This is a genomic window from Achromobacter sp. CF-sbj1-Ac2-l, from assembly GCF_052698165.1.
On sequence record NZ_CP199855.1, the window covers coordinates 2,107,875 to 2,120,950 of the forward strand.

The 13,076-nt window shown below is 68.8% G+C and carries 14 protein-coding genes; 9 read left to right on the forward strand and 5 right to left on the reverse strand.

What is annotated here, in order from left to right; translation table 11 throughout:
* Positions 1-60 precede the first annotated feature (60 nt).
* The 6 genes from ACUDCK_RS09735 to ACUDCK_RS09760 all read left to right on the forward strand — a co-directional run bounded on the left by ACUDCK_RS09735 (position 61) and on the right by ACUDCK_RS09760 (position 5,343).
* Positions 61-381 carry a hypothetical protein gene (locus tag ACUDCK_RS09735; protein WP_064528667.1) on the forward strand — a complete coding sequence of 107 codons (321 nt, stop codon included), beginning with the start codon at positions 61-63 and terminating at the stop codon, positions 379-381.
* Between the two features lie 109 nt (positions 382-490).
* Positions 491-1,522, forward strand: coding sequence for an ABC transporter substrate-binding protein (locus ACUDCK_RS09740; protein WP_175167683.1), 1,032 nt, complete (start codon positions 491-493; stop codon positions 1,520-1,522).
* Complete coding sequence (locus tag ACUDCK_RS09745; RefSeq protein ID WP_054503834.1) at positions 1,509-2,528, forward strand: ABC transporter permease; 1,020 nt, start codon at positions 1,509-1,511, stop codon at positions 2,526-2,528. Before ACUDCK_RS09740 ends, ACUDCK_RS09745 begins: the two co-directional genes overlap by 14 nt.
* Complete coding sequence (locus ACUDCK_RS09750) at positions 2,522-3,319, forward strand: ABC transporter ATP-binding protein (RefSeq protein ID WP_054503833.1); 798 nt, start codon at positions 2,522-2,524, stop codon at positions 3,317-3,319. The genes ACUDCK_RS09745 and ACUDCK_RS09750 overlap by 7 nt, the downstream gene beginning before the upstream one ends.
* Complete coding sequence (locus ACUDCK_RS09755) at positions 3,313-4,743, forward strand: c-type cytochrome (RefSeq protein WP_244976917.1); 1,431 nt, start codon at positions 3,313-3,315, stop codon at positions 4,741-4,743. Before ACUDCK_RS09750 ends, ACUDCK_RS09755 begins: the two co-directional genes overlap by 7 nt.
* A 69-nt stretch (positions 4,744-4,812) precedes the next feature.
* Positions 4,813-5,343 carry an OsmC family protein gene (locus ACUDCK_RS09760; protein WP_064528671.1) on the forward strand — a complete coding sequence of 177 codons (531 nt, stop codon included), beginning with the start codon at positions 4,813-4,815 and terminating at the stop codon, positions 5,341-5,343.
* Between the two features lie 72 nt (positions 5,344-5,415).
* Here the strand turns inward: ACUDCK_RS09760 and ACUDCK_RS09765 are convergent, their stop codons facing one another.
* The gene (locus ACUDCK_RS09765; RefSeq protein WP_054503831.1) at positions 5,416-6,258 is read right to left on the reverse strand and encodes a LysR family transcriptional regulator; all 843 of its coding nucleotides are present in this window, start codon (positions 6,256-6,258) and stop codon (positions 5,416-5,418) included.
* 108 nt (positions 6,259-6,366) lie between these two features.
* Between ACUDCK_RS09765 and ACUDCK_RS09770 the strand changes: the two genes are divergently transcribed.
* Positions 6,367-7,353, forward strand: a complete 987-nt coding sequence (locus tag ACUDCK_RS09770) for a bile acid:sodium symporter family protein (RefSeq protein ID WP_116792086.1) — start codon at positions 6,367-6,369, stop codon at positions 7,351-7,353.
* Positions 7,354-7,357: 4 nt separating this feature from the next.
* Here the strand turns inward: ACUDCK_RS09770 and ACUDCK_RS09775 are convergent, their stop codons facing one another.
* Positions 7,358-7,744: a Rieske (2Fe-2S) protein gene (locus ACUDCK_RS09775; RefSeq protein WP_175142952.1), complete on the reverse strand. Its 387-nt coding sequence runs from the start codon at positions 7,742-7,744 to the stop codon at positions 7,358-7,360.
* Positions 7,745-7,795: 51 nt separating this feature from the next.
* A complete protein-coding gene (locus ACUDCK_RS09780; RefSeq protein WP_175142953.1) occupies positions 7,796-9,598 on the reverse strand; it encodes an ABCB family ABC transporter ATP-binding protein/permease in 1,803 nt (600 codons plus the stop codon).
* Between the two features lie 291 nt (positions 9,599-9,889).
* On the opposite strand from ACUDCK_RS09780, the gene ACUDCK_RS09785 reads away from it, so the two are divergent.
* Positions 9,890-10,717 (forward strand): aldo/keto reductase, encoded by an 828-nt coding sequence (locus ACUDCK_RS09785; RefSeq protein WP_049074951.1) that lies wholly within the window; start codon positions 9,890-9,892, stop codon positions 10,715-10,717.
* A gap of 72 nt (positions 10,718-10,789) precedes the next feature.
* Here ACUDCK_RS09785 and ACUDCK_RS09790 read toward each other — a convergent pair whose 3' ends face one another.
* Both ACUDCK_RS09790 and ACUDCK_RS09795 read right to left on the reverse strand, forming a co-directional pair.
* Entirely contained in the window at positions 10,790-10,987 is a 198-nt protein-coding gene (locus tag ACUDCK_RS09790; protein WP_054503827.1) for a hypothetical protein, read from the reverse strand.
* Positions 10,984-12,159: a PepSY-associated TM helix domain-containing protein gene (locus ACUDCK_RS09795; RefSeq protein WP_054503826.1), complete on the reverse strand. Its 1,176-nt coding sequence runs from the start codon at positions 12,157-12,159 to the stop codon at positions 10,984-10,986. The genes ACUDCK_RS09790 and ACUDCK_RS09795 overlap by 4 nt, the downstream gene beginning before the upstream one ends.
* 189 nt (positions 12,160-12,348) lie before the next feature.
* Here ACUDCK_RS09795 and ACUDCK_RS09800 point away from each other — a divergent pair, with 189 nt between their 5' ends.
* Positions 12,349-13,068 carry a metallophosphoesterase gene (locus ACUDCK_RS09800; protein WP_054503825.1) on the forward strand — a complete coding sequence of 240 codons (720 nt, stop codon included), beginning with the start codon at positions 12,349-12,351 and terminating at the stop codon, positions 13,066-13,068.
* The last annotated feature ends 8 nt before the right edge of the window (positions 13,069-13,076 follow it).

Below are 13,076 nucleotides of genomic sequence, written 5' to 3' on the forward strand. Positions count from 1 at the left end.
GGGCCGTTGTCGCTAACAACGAGCTGCGCCGCCGATTGGCGCGGCCTAAAGGAAACCGGTATGGCCGAGAAGATCATCAATGGTTTTTCCGTCGTGGCGTATGCGACACAACCCGAGGGGCGCATCCCGGCGCGCGCCTTCCTGGAAACGCGACGGTTGCCGGCCAAGGGCGATGCCGCGGCCAAGCCTGCGCCGCAAGCGGATCAGGACGAGGACGGCCAGACGCAGGATGACGCGGATGAGCCGGAAAGCCTGGCCTTCGAGATCTTCGTGACGCGCCGTTTTCGCGGCGCGGTCGAAGCGATGTCGGCGGCGCGCAACGCGCTGGATCGCGTCAAGTCCGTGGATGAGCACGGCGTGCCGGATCACCTGCCGGACTGACGCAGCCCATATTGTTATCCCCACTTTGTATTTGTCGAACGCCTGAGCACGGGCCGATGATGCCGCATGGCAAGCATCGCCATTCACAGTCTGCTCAAAAGGAAGGTTGATGAATACGAACGTCCAAGCGCGCGCCAATCCGGCGCGCGGTATTTCGCGCCGCTCGTTGCTGCGCGCGGCGACCGTGGCCGGCCTGGCCGCGCCGCTCGGCATGCTGGGATCGCGGGTGCTGGCGGCCAATGGCGCGCCGCGCACCTATAAGATCGCGTGGAGCCAGACCGCGGTGTGCCAGTCGCCAGTCTCGGTGGCGCTGGAGCGCGGCTTCTTCGACAAGTACAACCTCAAGGTCGAACGCATCAATTTCAGCGGCTCGACCGATCAATTGCTCGAAGCCATCGCCACCGGCCACGCCGACGGCGGCATCGGCATGGCGCTGCGCTGGCTCAAGCCGCTGGAGCAGGGCTTCGACGTCAAGCTGGCGGTGGGCACGCATGGCGGCTGCATGCGCCTGCTGACGGCGGCGGATTCGCCGGTCAAGCGCGTGCAGGACCTGAAGGGCCGCCGCGTCGCGGTGTCGGACCAGGCCAGCCCGGTGAAGAACTTTTTCGCGATCCGCGTGGCGCAACTGGGCATCGATCCGGAATCGGTGGACTGGCGCCAGTATCCGCAGGACCTGTTCGGCGAGGTGCTGAGAAAGGGGGAAGTCGATGCGATCGCGGGCGATGATCCGCTGATCTACACGCTGCGCGAGGACAACAAGCTGCGCGAGATCGCCACCAACATCGAGGGCGACTACGAGAATCGCACCTGCTGCGTGCTGGGCTTGCGCGGCGACCTGGTCCGCAATGATCCCGAGTCGGCGGCGGCCATCACGCGCGCCGTGATCGACGCGCAACGCTGGACCGCGTCCAACCCCGACGAGACCGCGCGCATCTTCGCGCCGTACGTGCCGGGCAAGGTGCCGGCCGAGCGCGTGGCGGCGATTCTGCGCAGCCACAGCCATGGCCATGCGTCGACCGGCGCAGCGCTGCGCGACGAGATCGTGGGTTATGCCAAGGACCTGAAGACGATCAAGGTGCTCAGCGCCAACCTCGACATCAACAAGTACGCGCAAGCGGTGGTGCCCAATGTCCTCGGCTGACGCGCTGGCGGTGGCCGCGTTGCGCGGCGCGCCGGCCGCCGCGCATCCCTGGCGCCTGTGGAAGACCGGCGTGGTCGCGGCGGCGCTGTGGGCCGCGGTGGGCGCGGTGACATTGCGCTGGCCCAACGTCGAGGTGGGTTTCGTTTCGTGGGGGTATACGCGGGAATTCGGCATCGCGGCGCTGGTGCTGGCGGCATTGCTGCTGCTGGTGGCGGTGGCCGGCGCTGGCCGGCGCCGGCCGGCGCGTGCGCTGCATCGCGGCGGGCCGTGGCTGGTGCTGCTGGCGCTGGCGGTTGGGGCGTGGGAGATCGCGACGGCCAAGCTGGCGTTGCTGCCCAGCCCGTTCTTCGCGCCGCCGCAGTCGCTGATCGAGGTCTACGCGACCGACTACAAGCGGCTGGCGGACAGCCTGGGCAATTCGCTGTGGCTGCTGCTCAATGGCTTCGGCCTGGGCGCGGCGGCGGGCTTCCTGACGGGCGTGGCGATCGGCTGGTCGCGCGGCCTGGGATACTGGGTGCATCCGGTGCTGCGGTTCCTGGGGCCGGTGCCGTCGACGGCGCTGCTGCCGATGGCGTTCTTCTTCTTTCCGTCGGGTTGGTCGGCGGCGGTGTTTCTGATCGCCCTGGCGACGTGGTTTCCGGTCACGGTGTTGACGTGGTCGGGCGTGGCCGGCGTGAACCGCGCCTATTACGACGTGGCGCGCACCATGGGCGCGAGCGAGTGGTTTCTGGTGCTGCGGGTGGCGATTCCAGCGGCGTTGCCGCAGGTGTTCGTCGGACTGTTCATGGGGCTGGGCGCGTCTTTCTCGGTGCTCGTGGCGGCCGAGATGATGGGCGTCAAGTCCGGCTTGGGCTGGTACCTGTCGTGGGCGCAGGGGTGGGCCTCGTACGCCAACATGTACGGCGCGCTGATCGTGATGGCGCTGGTGTTCTCGGGACTGATCACGCTGCTGTTCGCGGGGCGCGACCGCCTGCTGGCCTGGCAGAAGGGAGTGGTGAAATGGTAGTGGCGGCACTGGAAGGCACTGCGGCATCCGCGGCGCGCGGCGCGGCGCTGGCGGTGCGCGGCGTAAACCATCGTTTCGAGCTGGACGGCGCGGCGTTGCCGGTGCTGGACGACATTGACCTGGAGGTGCGGCCCGGCGAATTCGTCGCGCTGCTGGGCCCCAGCGGCTGCGGCAAGTCGACCCTGCTGCGGCTGGTGGCGGGGCTGGAGCCGCCGGCGCAGGGGGATCTGCTGGCCGATGACGAGCCGATAGACGGGCCATCGCCATCGCGCATCGTGGTGTTCCAGGATCCGACGCTGTATCCATGGCGCACGGTCTGGCACAACGTGGCGCTCGGCCTGCAGGCGCGGGGTCTGTTGAAGACGCAGCGCGCCCGCGTCGACGACGCGCTGCAGCGCGTGGGCCTGGCGGCCTTCGGCCAGGCCTATCCGCACCAACTGTCGGGCGGCATGGCGCAGCGCGCGGCATTGGCGCGCGCGCTGGTGAACGATCCGCGCATCCTGATCCTGGACGAGCCGCTGGGCAAGCTCGATTCGCTGACGCGGATCGCGATGCAGTCCGAGCTGGTGGAACTGTGGCAGCGCAGCGGTTTCACCGCCTTGCTGGTAACGCACGACGTGGAAGAGGCGCTGTTCATGGCATCGCGCATCATCGTGCTGAGCGAGCGGCCGGCGCGCATCAAGGACGAGATCGTCAATGACCTGCCGTATCCGCGCCATCGCGGCGATCCGCGCCTGGCCGAGCTGCGGCGCCGCGCGCTGGCGTTGTTGGGACTGGATGCGACGTGGTGAGCAACGCGGGGTTGGCGCTGGCTGTCGCGTTGGCGCCGGCCAGCATGCTGGCGTGCCTGGCCGCCGCTCGCCGACGCGCCGACGGTCAGGCGATCACGGCCGGCCTGCCGTTGCCGGTGCTGGCGGCGCTGGCCCTGGCGGCCGCGATTGGCGTGGTGGCGCTGGGCTGGCAGCGAACGCAGGGGGCGCCCGGGCTGTTGGGGTCTCGGCTCGGACACCTGGCGTTGGCCGCGGCGGCGTTGTTGTTGCTGGCGGGGCTGGCCGCCGCCTGGCTGCATAGCCGCGCGCCGGAACGCGCGGCGCGGGCCGAGTGGCGCCGGGCCGGCGCCACGCTGCTGGGCACGATGGCGCTGCTGGCGGCGTTGCTGGCCGTGGCGATTGCCTGGCAGTCGGATGAAGCGCTGGCGATCGCGCATTGGCCGTTCGCGTGGCGCTACGACGCCGACCTGCCGGTCAGCGGCCACACCTGGCGCCGCCTGTGGCTGGCGCTGGGATTGACGCTGGTGGCGCTGGCGCTGCTGACCGCGGCTTTGTTCGCGCGGCGCGGCAGGCTGGTATTGCTGACGGCCGCCGCGGGATTATTGGCCAGCGCCAGTTGGCCCGCGCCGCGGCTCTTGTTGACGGAGGCGACGCACACGTCCTATCAGCGTTCGCCGCTGGTGTTTTCGGATGACAACCTGCTGCGGGGCGCGCGCCTGTACCAGGCGCATTGCGCGGCTTGCCATGGGGTCCGGGCGGATGGGCGCGGCGTGCTCGCGGCCGCACTGCCCGCCTGGCCCAGCGTGCTGGGCGCGGCGTTGTTCGACAACCGGCTGGAGGGCGAGTTGCATGCGCGCCTGGCGCGCGAGGGCGCGGCGCACGGCGGCGCGGTGGCGCCAGGGAAGGCGCTGTCGCCGGACCAGGTCTGGCTGGTGCTGGACTATCTTCGCGTGCAGGCCTATGGCGTCAGCGGCGGCGCGGGGATGCCGGCGATTCCGGCGCCGGTGGTGGCGTTGGCCTGCCGCGATGGGCGCGCCGTCACGTTGTCGGAGCTGCGCGGCCTGCCGGTGCGGGTGGCGGCCTTCCGCCCCGACGCGCCGCCAGAGCCCCTGGATCCGCGCCTGCTGACCGTCGCATTGACGCGCGGCGGCACGCCGGCGGCGGAAGCCGATTGCGTGGCGGCGAGTGAGGCGGCGTGGGAGGCCTATGCGCTGGCCGCGGGCGTGGCGCCGGCCGACCTGGCGGGCGCGCAGTTCATGGTGGACCGGCGCGGCTGGCTGCGGGCGCGACGGCTGCCGGGCGCGGCGCCGGCCTGGACCAGCGCGGACAACGTCTGCGGTCCGGGCGGGCGCATGGAGAACACCTCGGCCCAGGGACTGGGCGCGCTGTTGCAGGCGATGGATCGTTCCCCCATCGATATTCCGGATACGCGGCGCAGGCATTGACGCGCCATCGCGCGGCGTGGCGGCCGGGCATCTTTTCCTTTCACCCTTTACTACCGCGAGGCAGGCAAGATGAGTACGTTGAACGAATACCTGGGCCAGAAGCGCGAGGCGGTGCTGGCGCGCAATGCGCGTGATCCGGGCACGGTGACGCCGGTGAAGCTGCGCGCGCATGTCAGCGCCGAAGGGCGCAGCGGCGTGCGCCGCATACGCATCCGCGACCATCAGGTGGTGAGCGACAGCCCGGCGGATTTCGCCGGCTACGACCTGGGGCCGAGTTCGCCGGAGCTGCTGCTGGGATCGCTGGGCAGTTGCCTGACGCACATCTTCCTGATCAAGGCGGCCGAGCTGGAGTTGCCGCTGGACTCGCTGGAAGTCGAGATCGAAGGCGACCTGGATCCGCGCGGCGGCAAGCCGGGCTATGAGAAGGTGCCGTTCTACCCGCACAACATCCGCTACACGGCGCACATCGTGTCGCCGGCCGATCCGCAGGCGGTGCGGGCGGTGCATGAGGCGGTGGAGCAGTGGTGCCCGATCCTTAACCTGCTCAAGCAACCGCAGCCGCTGCAAGGCAGCGTGCGGCACACCCGGCCGGGGGCTTGAGCGGCGGCCATTCGCGCTGCGCGTGGCGCGCCGGCCGGGCCGGGACGCCAGGCCAGGCCGATGGAGAGGGGTTCAGGTCAGCGAGCTGCGCATCAGGATCTCGGTCAAGGCCCGGGTGGGCTTGTTGGGCGTGGGCGCCGAGATGACGATGAATTCGACCTGCGGCAGCGCCGGCAGGGCCAGCGCGCCGGCCGGCGCGGCCAGCCCGGCGGTGGAAAGGTGCGAAGGCTGCACGGTGATGCCCAGGCCGGCGCGGGCGGCCGCCTGGCAGCCGGCATAGCTGGTGCTGGTACAGACGATCTGCCAGCCGCGGCCGGCGCGCGCCAGCGCATCCAGCGCCAGGGTGCGGGTGACGCTCGGCTCGCGCAGCAGGATCAGCGGCAGCGGCGCGTCGGGCGCCAGGCGCAGCCCTTCCTTGGCGCGCCACAGCAGGGCCTCCTTGTGCAGGGTCTGGCCGCGGCGGTCGCCGCGGCGGCGCTTGCCGATCATGACGTCCAGGCCGTTGTCGTCCAGCAGGCGGTAGAGGTCGCTGGTGACGCCGATGGTGATGTCCAGTTCCACTTCGGGATGCGCCTGGCGGAACGCGGCCAGCACGTCGGGCAGCGGCCCCATCGCCAGGTCGTCGGAGGTGCCGAGCCGTACGCGGCCGCGCAGCCGCGGGGCGTCGAACAGCCGTTCGGCGCGCTCGTGCGCGTCGAGGATGATCTCGGCATGCACCAAGAGGCTGCGGCCGTCGCTGGTCAGGGCCAGCGAGTGGGTGTCGCGCAGGAACAGGCGGCGGTTCAGCGCCAGCTCCAGTTGGCGGATGTGTTCGCTGACGGTGGGCTGGGTCAGGCCGAGGCGGCGCGCCGCCTCGCTGAAGCTGGGCGCGCCCGCGGCGGCGGCGAAGGTCTTGAGCCAGAGCGGATTGAGCATGGCGGCCTGCTTATAGGAAAGTCCGATAGCAGCTAAAGTAACCAGCGGCCTTCACGATAGCAAGCGGCGCGCCTATAGTTTCCGCAACCTTCCCGGAAACCTCCCGCCATGCGCCGCTTCCTGCCTGACCAGTTCACCCTCATCCTGATCGCCACCGTGGCGTTCGCCAGCTTTTTCCCCGCCGTGGGCAAGGGCGCGTCGTTCATGATGGTGGCCAGCAACGTGGCGATTTCGCTGCTGTTCTTCCTGCACGGCGCGCGCCTGTCGACGGACGCGATCGTGGCCGGGGTCAAGGACGTGCGGCTGCATGCGCTGATCCTGGGCTGCACCTTCATCCTGTTCCCGGCGCTGGGACTGGCGCTGCGGGCCGTGTTTCCCGGGCTGCTGACGCCGTCGCTGTGGCTGGGCGTGATCTTCGTGTGCACGCTGTCCTCCACGGTGCAGTCGTCGATCGCCTTCACGTCGATGGCGCGTGGCAACGTGCCGGGCGCCATTTGCGCGGCCACTGCCTCCAACCTGCTGGGCACGGTGCTGACGCCGCTGCTGGTGGCGGTGCTGCTGCATCGCCAGGGCGGGGGCCACGGCCTGGCCGATGCCGGCCGCATCCTGCTGCAGCTGCTGCTGCCGTTCGCGGTGGGCAGCCTGCTGCGGCCGTGGATCGGCGCCTGGGCGCAGCGCAACAGCCGCATCCTGTCGAAAGTGGACCGCAGTTCGATCCTGCTGGCGGTCTATACCGCGTTCAGCGAAGCGGTGGCGCAGGGCATCTGGCACGCGTTCCCGGCGATCGACCTGGCGACCATGGTGCTGGTCAATGCGTTGCTGCTGGGGGCGGTGCTGCTGATCACGACGTGGGGCAGCCGCAAGCTGGGACTGTCCAAGGAGAACGAGATCACGTTGGTGTTCTGCGGCTCAAAGAAGTCGCTGGCGTCCGGCATTCCGCTGGCCACCGTGCTGTTCGGCACCTCGCAGATGGGCATTGTGGTGCTGCCGCTGATGATCTTCCACCAGATGCAGTTGATGGTCTGCGCGGTGCTGGCGCGCCGCTATGCCGATCGCGCCGAACCGGCGCAGGCGGCCGAACCGGCCCGCGCCTGACGTATCAGCCGCCGCTGGCCAGCGGCTGGACCTTGCCGCTGGGCTGCCAGTAGACGGCGCCGTCGCGCTCCTGCACCGTCAGCACCGTGAGGCGCCCGTTCTTGCAGGGACCGCCCACGCACAGGCCGGTGTCGGGCTGGTAGGTGGCGCCGTGGCGCGCGCACATGATCAGGTCGCCGGCGCGCGTGAAGAAACTGCCTTCCCAGTCGAGTTCCACGCCCACGTGGGCGCAGCGATTCAGATAGCCATGGACCCGGTCCTGGTAGCGCACGAAGAACGCCGTGGTCTGCCCCGCGCTGTCGGAGACCGGCAGTTTGACGCCCAGCCCGCCATTGACCAGGTCGGTGGCGGCGCAGACGCGGACTTCGGGAGCGATACGGGAATCCTGCATGGAAGGCCTTGGAATCAAAGGGTGCGATCTTGGGTCAGGGGGCGGGGCTTGTCAATCGGCCGGCGCGGCGGTGTTTTCCTGCTGCCGCGCCCACATCGCGGCATACAGGCCGCCCGCGGCCAGCAAGTACGTGTGGCGGCCGCGTTCGGCGATGCGGCCATCCTCCAGCACGATGATCTCGTCGGCATCGGCCACGGTGGACAGGCGGTGGGCGATGATGAGCGTGCTGCGACCGCGGCTGACTTCGCGCAGGTTGGCCTGGATGTCGCGCTCGGTGCGGGTGTCGAGCGCGCTGGTGGCCTCGTCGAACAGGAAGATGGCCGGGTCCTTGAGCAGGGTGCGGGCGATGGCCACGCGCTGCTTTTCGCCGCCGGACAGCTTGAGGCCGCGTTCGCCCACCATGGTCTGGTAGCCGTCGGGCATGGCCATGATCAGGTCGTGGATGTGCGCCAGCCGGGCGGCGTGCTCGATCTCGGCGTCGGTGGCGCCGGGACGGCCGTAGCCGATGTTGTAGCGGATGGTGTCGTTGAACAGCACGGTGTCCTGCGGCACCACGCCGATGGCGGCGCGCAGGCTGGACTGGGTGACGTCGCGGATGTCCTGGCCGTCGACCAGGATGGCGCCGGCGTCGGCGTCGTAGAAGCGGAACAGCAGCCGCGCGATGGTGGACTTGCCCGCGCCCGAGGTGCCGACCACGGCCACGGTCTTGCCGGCCGGCAGCGTGAAGCTCACGCCCTTGAGGATGGGCCGGCGTTCGTCGTAGCCAAAGCGCACGTCGCGGAATTCGACCGCGCCGCCTTCCACGCGCAGCGGCTGCGCGTCCGGGCGGTCCGCCACTTCGCGGTCCTGTCCCAGCAGCTCGAACATGCGTTCCATGTCGATCATGGCCTGCTTGATTTCGCGGTAGATAAAGCCGAAGAAACTGAGCGGCGAGTACAACTGCAGCAGGTAGGTGTTGACCAGCACGAAGTCGCCCAGGGTGTAGCGGCCCGCGGCGATGCCGTTGGCGGCCATCCACATCACCAGCGTGAGCCCGGCGGAGATGATGATGGCCTGGCCGACGTTGAGGATCGACAGGCTCACCTGGCTGCGCACCGCGGCGCGCTCGTAGCGGGTGAGCGAGGCGTCGTAGCGGCGCGCTTCGTGTTCCTCGTTGCCGAAGTACTTGACCGTCTCGTAGTTCAGCAGGCTCTCGATGGCCTTGGTGTTGGCCTCAGAGTCGGTTTCGTTCATGAGCCGGCGGAACTTGGCGCGCCATTCGGTGACGGCCAGCGTGTAGGCCATGTACAGGATCACCGTCGCGCCGGTGGCCAGCGCCAGCCAGGCGTCGAACATGCGCCACAGCACGATGCAGACCAGGCCGATCTCGAAGAAGGTCGGCAGGATGTTGAACAGCAGGAACGACAGCAGTGTCTGGATGCCCTTGGTGCCGCGCTCGATGGCGCGGGTCAGGCCGCCGGTCTGGCGTGTCAGGTGGAAACGCAGCGCCAGGCCGTGCAGGTGACGGAAGATGCGCAGGCCGACCGAACGGATGGCGTGCTGGCCGACGCGGGCGAAGAGGGCATCGCGCAGTTCCGAGAACAGCAGGGACAGGACCCGCGCGCCGCCATAGGCCAGGATCAGGCCCAGCGGCACCGTCACCGCGCTCGGCGCGCCCTGGCCCAGTGCGTCGATGGCGTGCTTGTACAGCACCGGCACGTACACGGTGGCCGCCTTGGCGGCGAACAGGCAAAGCAGGGCGGCCACCACGCGCGCCTTGAGGCCTGCCTGGCCGGGCGGCCAGAGGTACGGAAAGAGGGTGCGCAGGGTGGCGAAGCCACCGCGGCCGGGCGTGCGGGAATCAGGTGCGGTCATGGGGGCGAGAGCTGCTCAGGCGGGGCGGGCCAGGGTTCCAGTGGGGGGTGACAGGCCCCGAAAAGGCCCATTATCGGGCACCAGCGCTATGATCTAGTTGAAAACCCCTGGGATGGACGTATCACTCCCGGGGGTTTTCCATCCGGTTTTCGCATGGTTTTTCCATACGGGCGCAGCAGGGCGGGCCCGTTATCAACGGTAGGCCAGGGGTACGCCCGGCAACATCCCTGGCTGCGCGACCTGGCGCGATTTCGCCGTGCGAGCGTCGCGTCGCAAGCTTCGGAGGGTGTTATGGCGAAGGTACCCACAGTGAAACTGAACGACGGCGGCAAGATTCCGCAATTGGGCCTGGGTGTGTGGCAGGTGCCCGATGACCAGGCCGCGGCCAGCGTCAAGGAAGCGCTGGCGGCCGGCTACCGTTCGGTGGACACCGCCGCGATCTACGGCAACGAATCCGGCGTGGGCGCCGGGCTGCGCGCGGCGGGCGTGGCGCGCAAGGATCTGTTCATCACCACCAAGCTGTGGAACGACAGGCACGGGTTCGATGCCGCCCACCAGGCGATGGATGAAAGCCTGGAAAAGCTCGGCCTGGCCTACGTGGACCTGTATCTGATCCACTGGCCGGTGGCGGGCAGCGACAAGTTCGTGGACGCCTGGCGCGCCATGATCGAGATGAAGGAAGACGGCCGCGCCCGTTCGATCGGCGTGTCCAATTTCACCCAGGCCAACCTGGAACGGCTGATCGATGCCACCGGCGTCACGCCGGCGGTCAACCAGATCGAACTGCATCCGGGCTTCGCGCAGCGCGAGTTGCGGGCCTTTCACGACAGGCATGGCATCGCCACCGAGTCCTGGAGTCCGCTGGCGCAAGGCAAGATCACCCAGGACAAGACCATCCTGGAGCTGGCGCGCAAGCATGGCAAGTCGCCGGCCCAGGTGACGCTGCGCTGGCATCTGCAGCACGGCCTGATCGTCATCCCGAAGTCGGTGACGCCGGCGCGCATCCGCGAGAACATCGACGTGTTCGATTTCGAGTTGTCGGGCGCGGAGATGGCGGCGATCGACGCCATCAAGGAAGGGCCTCGCCTGGGACCCGATCCGGAGAAGTTCGGCAAGTAGGACGGACGCGGGCGGCGGGCGCCGCCGGCGTGCCTGGGGCTTGCGCGAGGCGGATTCCCGTATCGACCGGCCCTACGCCTCGGGTTGCCTGGGCGGGAAGAACCAGTAGCGCACGATGACCACCAGCAGGATGGTCAGTGCCGTCCACGAGGCCCAGTGCCAGGCGCCGGTGCCCAGCAGCGCCGCCAGCAGGCCGAAGATGCTGAGCACGCCCAGGAGGATCGGCACGCCCCAGACGAACAGGAAGCCGCGCGGGGATTTCTTGTTCATGCGGGACTCCGTTGCGGGGTGGCGGCGGCCTGGTGCTTGCGCACCAGTTCCGCGATGCGGGCTTCGGTGGCGCGGCGCCGCGCCAGCCACAGGTAGAGGCCGCTGACCAGCACCACGATAGTGATCAGATCGAGCACGGCCCAGATGATCTTCAGGGGCAGGCCGCCGTAGTCGCCGAAGTGCAGCGGACGCGACAATTCCAGCGCGGTCAGGTACCAGGGCATTTTCGCGATGGTGGTCAGCTCGCCGCTGCGGCCGTCGATCAGCACGGGCGTGTTCATCTTGGAGGTCAGGGGCGTGGCGCCGCGCATCCAGGTGATGTAGTGGTGCGGACTGCCGAAGGCGTTGCCGGGGAAGGCGATGAACGACACTTCGTTGCCGGGCAGGGCCTTGCGCGCGGTGTCCGCCGCGCTCTGGGCCGACGACAGTTCGGCGGGCACGCCCTGGCCCTTGTAGGGTTCGAGGATGCGCACCAGTTCGGTGGATTGCCACAGGCGGAACAGCGGCGTGGACAGTTCGTTGATGACGCCGGTCAGGCCCACCACGAAGGCCCACACCAGCGTCACGATGCCGAGCAGGTTGTGCAGGTCGAGCCATTTGAGGCGGGTGGAGCGGCCGGCGCGCACGGTGCCGAATTCCAGCTTCTTCATGAAGGGGCCGTACAGCACCACGCCGGAAACGATGGCGATGCAGAACAGCAGACCCATGAAGCCCAGGAACAGCTCGCCCGGCAGGCTGGCGAACAGGTCGACGTGCAGGGCCAGCATGATGCCCATGAAAGAGAACTTGTCTTCGGTGTAGAGCGGGCCATCGAGCAGCACGTCGCCGGTGCGGCCGTCCATGCGCACCGCGTGGCCGGAGACCTGGCCGTCGCCAGGCTTCTTGGCCATGCCAACGTAGACCTGGGGCTCGTCGGGATCGAAGAACAGGTAGTCGACCACTTCGCCCGGATACATGGACTTGGCGCGCTCGACCAGGGTGTCCAGATTGGCCGGCGGGGTGGAGGCGGGCACGTCCGACAAGGGCTTGGCATCGTCGAGCCAGTGCTCGATTTCGTGGTGGAACACCAGCGGCAGGCCGGTCAGGCAGATGATGAGCAGGAAGATCGTACAGACCAGACTGGTCCACTTGTGGACCAGGTACCAGGTTTTGATGGTGGAGGCGGCGGTCATGGCGACGGCGGGGCGGCTGGCGCGGCCCCCTTCAGGATGGATTTTGGGAAAGACGGAACATTATCACGAATAATAGCTATTCTCGTAACGCAATTTTTGCGAATGCGCGAGTGAAAGCCAGGTGTAATCGGGGACGTATAAAAGCGGGTTAAAAAGAAACATGGGCCCGATTGGGCGGGCTGGATCATCATGCAGCAACGTTTTCTGAAAGTGCCGCGCAACGAGCTGGGCCGTGATTTCGCGGTGGGCGACGTGCACGGTTGTTTTACCCGCCTGCAGGACAGCCTGGGGCGGATGGGGTTCGACGCCAGCCGCGACCGGCTGTTTTCCGTTGGCGACCTGGTCGACCGGGGGCCGGAGAGCGAGGCCGCGCTGGAGTGGCTGGCGCAGCCCTGGTTCTACGCGGTGCAGGGCAACCACGAGGACTATGCCGTGCGCCACGTGCGCACCGGGCAGGTGGACGTGGTGAACTGGCGCGGCTACGGCGGCGGCTGGTTCCTGGACCTGCCTGCCGACCGCCAGCAGGTCTATGCGGAAGCCTTCGGGCAGTTGCCCATCGCGATCGAGGTGGACACCTCGGCCGGTCCGGTGGGGCTGCTGCACGCGGACTGTCCGGTGCTGTTCTGGCCACGCCTGGAATCGGCGCTGCAGGACCGCTACAAGCGCACCAGCGCGGCCTGCCAGTGGTCGCGCGAGCGGCTGCGGCAACTGGACCGCACCGGGGTGCGCGGCGTGCGCGCCGTGGTGGCGGGCCACACGCCCGTGGCCGCGCCGCTGGCGCTGGGCAACGTCTATCACATCGATACCGAGGGCTGGAAGGACGGCTACTTCACCTTCCTCGACCTGGCAACGCTGCAGGCCTGGCCGCGCGCGGTGGTGACCGAGCCGGATACGGAAGCGGTCCGCTGACGCGGGCC

Coding starts and splice junctions, on each gene's coding strand:
- ACUDCK_RS09735 (WP_064528667.1), top strand. CDS start 61: ATGGCCGAGAAGATCATCAATGGTTTTTCCGTCGTGGCGTATGCGACA.
- ACUDCK_RS09740 (WP_175167683.1), top strand. CDS start 491: ATGAATACGAACGTCCAAGCGCGCGCCAATCCGGCGCGCGGTATTTCG.
- ACUDCK_RS09745 (WP_054503834.1), top strand. CDS start 1,509: ATGTCCTCGGCTGACGCGCTGGCGGTGGCCGCGTTGCGCGGCGCGCCG.
- ACUDCK_RS09750 (WP_054503833.1), top strand. CDS start 2,522: ATGGTAGTGGCGGCACTGGAAGGCACTGCGGCATCCGCGGCGCGCGGC.
- ACUDCK_RS09760 (WP_064528671.1), top strand. CDS start 4,813: ATGAGTACGTTGAACGAATACCTGGGCCAGAAGCGCGAGGCGGTGCTG.
- ACUDCK_RS09765 (WP_054503831.1), bottom strand. CDS start 6,258: ATGCTCAATCCGCTCTGGCTCAAGACCTTCGCCGCCGCCGCGGGCGCG.
- ACUDCK_RS09770 (WP_116792086.1), top strand. CDS start 6,367: ATGCGCCGCTTCCTGCCTGACCAGTTCACCCTCATCCTGATCGCCACC.
- ACUDCK_RS09775 (WP_175142952.1), bottom strand. CDS start 7,744: ATGCAGGATTCCCGTATCGCTCCCGAAGTCCGCGTCTGCGCCGCCACC.
- ACUDCK_RS09780 (WP_175142953.1), bottom strand. CDS start 9,598: ATGACCGCACCTGATTCCCGCACGCCCGGCCGCGGTGGCTTCGCCACC.
- ACUDCK_RS09785 (WP_049074951.1), top strand. CDS start 9,890: ATGGCGAAGGTACCCACAGTGAAACTGAACGACGGCGGCAAGATTCCG.
- ACUDCK_RS09790 (WP_054503827.1), bottom strand. CDS start 10,987: ATGAACAAGAAATCCCCGCGCGGCTTCCTGTTCGTCTGGGGCGTGCCG.
- ACUDCK_RS09795 (WP_054503826.1), bottom strand. CDS start 12,159: ATGACCGCCGCCTCCACCATCAAAACCTGGTACCTGGTCCACAAGTGG.
- ACUDCK_RS09800 (WP_054503825.1), top strand. CDS start 12,349: ATGCAGCAACGTTTTCTGAAAGTGCCGCGCAACGAGCTGGGCCGTGAT.